This is a genomic window from Streptomyces sparsus, from assembly GCF_054776295.1.
Map to the genome: position 1 here is coordinate 1 of NZ_BAAHCA010000382.1, position 4478 is coordinate 4478.

The following is a 4478-nucleotide window of genomic DNA, read 5'->3' on the forward strand; positions in this document are numbered from 1 at the left end:
GTGGGCCACCGAGACCGTGCGGTGCAGGCCGGGCGGCGCGAAGCGGGTCACGCGCAGCCCGGACCGGGCGGCGACCATGCTCGGCACCACGGCCACGCCCAGACCGGCCCGGACGAACCCCAGCACGGCGTCCATCTCACCGCCCTCGACGCTCAGCACCGGCTCGAACCCGGCCGAGCGGCACACCGAGAGGGTGAACTCCCGCAGGTCGTAGCCGTGCCGGAACATGACCAGGGGCTGGTCACGCAGGTCGCCCACCTCCAGGTGCGGACCCGGGACGGGCCGCGGCCCGCCGGGCGTCGAGACGACCACCAGTTCCTCGCGCAGCAGCTCCGCCGTGACGAGCGCCGGGGACTGGCCCGGCAGCGGTGTGATGACGAGGGCCAGGTCGAGCTCACCCGCCGCCAGCACACGCACCAGGTCCTGCGAGCCGTTCTCGTGCACCACCAGGTCCACCCCGGGGTACCGGCGGTGGAAGACCCGCAGCACGTCGGGCAGCAGGCTGGTGCACAGGCTCGGCGGCGCGCCGATCCTGACCCGGCCGCGCCGCAGACCCACCACCTCCTGCACCTCACGACGGGCCGTCTCGGCGTCCGCGAGGATGCGCCGGGCCAGCGGCAGCAGCGCCTCCCCCGCGTCGGTCAGCGCGATGTGACCGCGCGCCCGGTGGAACAGCTCGGCCCCCAACTCCCGCTCCAGCGCCTTGATCTGCTGGGACAGGGACGGCTGTGCGACGTGCTCGCGCTGGGCTGCCCGGGTGAAGTGCCGGGTGTCGGCCACGGCGACGACGTAGCGGAGCTGCTGCAGCTGCATGCCACCAGGATAGGCGGAGGCTATGAAAACAAGCCGCTCTATGTCTTGGACTGATGGTCCGGTGATCCCTAACGTGATGACCTATGGCAGGTACTCCACGAACCGAGCGCCGCCCCTCCGTCGTGCGCCTCCTCTGGCGCTCCACGGTGGGGAAGAAGGCCGTCATGGCCGTCACCGGGCTACTGCTGCTGCTCTACCTGGTGGCGCACATGCTCGGCAACCTCAAGATCTTCTTCGGTCCCGAGGAGTTCAACGACTACGCCCACTGGCTGCGGACGGTCGGTGAGCCGTTCCTGCATCACGAGTGGTTCCTCTGGCTGTCCCGGCTGGTCCTGCTGGCCGCCGTCGTCCTGCACGGCGTCGCCGCGTACCAGCTCAGCCGGCGTGACCTCGCCGCCCGACCGGTGCGCTACGCCCACCGGCGGGCCCGCAGCAGCTACGCGACCCGCACCATGCGCTGGGGCGGTGTGATCGTCGCACTCTTCGTGGTGTGGCACCTGCTCGACCTGACCACCGGCACGGTGAACCCGCGCGGGGAACCCGGGCGCCCCTACGGGAACGTCGTCGCCACGTTCAGCACCTGGTACGGCAACGTCATCTACGGCGTGGCGATGATCGCCGTGGGCCTGCACGTCCGGCACGGCTTCTGGAGCGCCGCGCAGACGCTGGGCGTGAGCAGCCCGGCCCGCGACCGGGCCCTGCGTCTGCTGTCCGACGGACTGGCCCTGATCCTGACCGCGGGCTTTCTCGCGGTCCCCCTCGGCGTGATGACGGGACTGGTGAGCTGACATGTCCTTCCCCGACCCCTCGACCCCCGACCCTTCGACCCCCGGCCCCTCGGCCCCCGAGCCCTCTCTCTCCGGCCCTTCGGCCCCCGGTGCCCGTGCCTCCGGCCCCGCGGCGGAGGTCGGCGGCTTCCGGACAGGCGCCCCGCTCACCGAGGCCGACAGCGGCGTCCCGCAGGGACCCATCGCGGAGCGCTGGAGCCGGCGCCGGTTCGAGGCAAAGCTGGTCAACCCGGCGAACCGCCGCGGGTACACCGTCATCGTGGTCGGCACCGGCCTGGCAGGCGGAGCCGCCGGCGCGACGCTGGCCGAGCAGGGCTACCGGGTGGTGCAGTTCTGCTACCAGGACTCGCCGCGCCGGGCGCACTCCATCGCCGCGCAGGGCGGCATCAACGCCGCCAAGAACTACCGCAACGACGGCGACTCCGTGCACCGCCTGTTCTACGACACGGTGAAGGGCGGCGACTTCCGCGCCCGGGAGTCCAACGTGCACCGCCTCGCCGAGGTGTCGGTGGAGATCATCGACCAGTGCGTGGCCCAGGGTGTGCCGTTCGCCCGCGAGTACGGCGGCCTGCTCGACACCCGCTCCTTCGGCGGTGTGCAGGTGTCCCGGACCTTCTACGCCCGGGGCCAGACCGGTCAGCAGCTGCTGCTGGGCGCCTACCAGTCGCTGTCCCGGCAGATCACCGCGGGCGGTGTCGAGATGCACGCCCGCACCGAGATGCTCGACCTGATCGTGATCGACGGCCGGGCCCGGGGAATCGTCGCCAGGGACCTGGTCAGCGGACGCGTCGACACCTACTTCGCGGACGCGGTGGTGCTCGCGACCGGCGGCTACGGCAACGTCTTCCACCTGTCGACCAACGCCAAGAACTCCAACAGCACCGCGATCTGGCGGGCACACCGGCGCGGGGCGTACTTCGCCAACCCCTGCTTCACCCAGATCCACCCCACCTGCATCCCGCGCTCCGGCGACCACCAGGCGAAGCTGACGCTGATGAGCGAGTCGCTGCGCAACGACGGGCGGATCTGGGTGCCGAAGAGCGCGTCCGACTCCCGGCCGCCCGGCGAGATCCCCGAGTCGGAACGGGACTACTACCTGGAGCGGCTCTACCCGGCCTTCGGCAACCTGGTGCCCCGCGACATCGCCTCCCGCGCCGCGAAGAACGTGTGCGACGAGGGCCGCGGCGTCGGCCCGACAGGTCAGGGCGTCTACCTCGACTTCGCGGACGCGATCCGGCGCCTGGGCCAGGAGGCCGTCGAGGAGAGGTACGGCAACCTCTTCGAGATGTACGAGCGCATCACCGCCGAGAACCCGTACGAGGTGCCGATGCGCATCTACCCGGCGATCCACTACACGATGGGCGGCCTGTGGGTGGACTACGACCTCCAGACGACCGTGCCGGGACTGTTCGCGATCGGCGAGGCCAACTTCTCCGACCACGGCGCCAACCGGCTGGGTGCCTCGGCCCTGATGCAGGGCCTGGCAGACGGCTACTTCGTACTGCCGACGACCCTCAGCCACTACCTGGCGGGGCATCCGCCCACGGAGGTGGACGCCGACCACCCCGCGGTGCACGAAGCGGTGTCCTCCGTCACCGACCGGCTGTACCGGCTGCTGTCCAACAACGGCGACCGGACCGCCGACTCGTTCTCCCGGGAACTGGGCGAGCTGATGTGGGAGGAGTGCGGCATGGCCCGCTCCGACCGCGGGCTGCGCCGGGCCCTGGAGCGCATCCCGGAACTGCGCGAGGAGTTCTGGCGGCGCGTCACCGTACCCGGCAGCGGCGAGCAGCTGAACCAGTCGCTGGAACGCGCCCACCGGGTCGCGGACAACCTGGAGCTGGCCGAGCTGATGTGCGTGGACGCGCTGCACCGCACCGAGTCCTGCGGCGGGCACTTCCGGACCGAGAGCCGGACGGAGACCGGTGAGGCGCAACGCGACGACGAGCGGTTCTCCTACGTCGCCGCGTGGGAGCACACGGGAGACGGCGAACCCCCCGTGCTGCACCGCGAGGACCTGGACTTCGCCTACGTACACCCCACCCAGCGGAGCTACTCATGAAGCTCACCCTGCGCATCTGGCGGCAGAGCGGCCCCGAAGCCGCCGGCCGCATGACCCCCTACACCGTCGACGGCATCTCCCCCGACATGTCCTTCCTGGAGATGCTGGACGTGCTCAACGAGGAACTCGCCCTGCGAGGGGAGGAACCCGTCGCCTTCGACCACGACTGCCGGGAGGGCATCTGCGGGGCGTGCGGCATGGTCATCAACGGGCAGGCGCACGGCCCGGAGCGCACCACCGCCTGCCAACTGCACATGCGGCACTTCTCGGACGGCGACACGGTGGACGTCGAACCGTGGCGGGCCGGCGCCTTCCCCGTGGTGCGGGACCTCGTCGTCGACCGGTCGGCACTCGACCGGATCGTCGGTTCCGGCGGTTACATCACCGCCCCCACCGGCAGCGCGCCGGAGGCGCACGCGACGGCCGTGCCCAAGCCGACCGCGGACTCCGCGTTCCAGAACGCGGAGTGCATCGGCTGCGGGGCGTGTGTCGCGGCCTGCCCGAACGGTTCGGCGATGCTGTTCACAGCGGCCAAGGTGATGCACCTCAACGTGCTGCCGCAGGGCGCCCCGGAGCGGGAGAGCCGGGTCGAGAACATGGTGGAGGCCATGGACGGAGAGGGGTTCGGCGGCTGCACCAACGTCGGCGAGTGCGCCTCCGCCTGCCCCAAGGGCATCCCGTTCCAGTCGATCACCGCGATGAACCGGGAGTACCTGCGCGCCGCACGCCGCCGCTGAGGCCACGGCAGCCCCCGGGGACACGACCCCGGAGCTGCCGAGACGCCGAGGGCCCTGGCCCGGGGTCGCGGCCCCGGG

Annotated in this window: 4 protein-coding genes; 3 read left to right on the plus strand and 1 reads right to left on the minus strand. The window is 71.5% G+C overall.

The features are described 5' to 3' along the window. A partial coding sequence (locus ACYVE9_RS16800) for a LysR family transcriptional regulator (RefSeq protein ID WP_461028679.1) occupies window positions 1-813 on the minus strand: 813 nt, incomplete at its 3' end. Between the two features lie 83 nt (window positions 814-896). On the opposite strand from ACYVE9_RS16800, the gene ACYVE9_RS16805 reads away from it, so the two are divergent. The 3 genes from ACYVE9_RS16805 to ACYVE9_RS16815 are packed head-to-tail and all read left to right on the plus strand — an operon-like array spanning window position 897 to window position 4400. Further along, the gene (locus ACYVE9_RS16805; protein ID WP_461028680.1) at window positions 897-1601 is read left to right on the plus strand and encodes a succinate dehydrogenase cytochrome b subunit; all 705 of its coding nucleotides are present in this window, start codon (window positions 897-899) and stop codon (window positions 1599-1601) included. A gap of 1 nt (window position 1602) precedes the next feature. Further along, on the plus strand, window positions 1603-3663 hold the full coding sequence (locus ACYVE9_RS16810; RefSeq protein WP_461028681.1) for a fumarate reductase/succinate dehydrogenase flavoprotein subunit: 2061 nt from the start codon (window positions 1603-1605) through the stop codon (window positions 3661-3663). Beyond that, window positions 3660-4400: a succinate dehydrogenase/fumarate reductase iron-sulfur subunit gene (locus ACYVE9_RS16815; protein WP_461028682.1), complete on the plus strand. Its 741-nt coding sequence runs from the start codon at window positions 3660-3662 to the stop codon at window positions 4398-4400. The genes ACYVE9_RS16810 and ACYVE9_RS16815 overlap by 4 nt, the downstream gene beginning before the upstream one ends. The last annotated feature ends 78 nt before the right edge of the window (window positions 4401-4478 follow it).

What these genes read in the sequence shown, in the direction of transcription:
- ACYVE9_RS16810 (WP_461028681.1), top strand. Translation starts at nt 1,603, where the DNA reads ATGTCCTTCCCCGACCCCTCGACCCCCGACCCTTCGACCCCCGGCCCC.
- ACYVE9_RS16805 (WP_461028680.1), top strand. Translation starts at nt 897, where the DNA reads ATGGCAGGTACTCCACGAACCGAGCGCCGCCCCTCCGTCGTGCGCCTC.
- ACYVE9_RS16815 (WP_461028682.1), top strand. Translation starts at nt 3,660, where the DNA reads ATGAAGCTCACCCTGCGCATCTGGCGGCAGAGCGGCCCCGAAGCCGCC.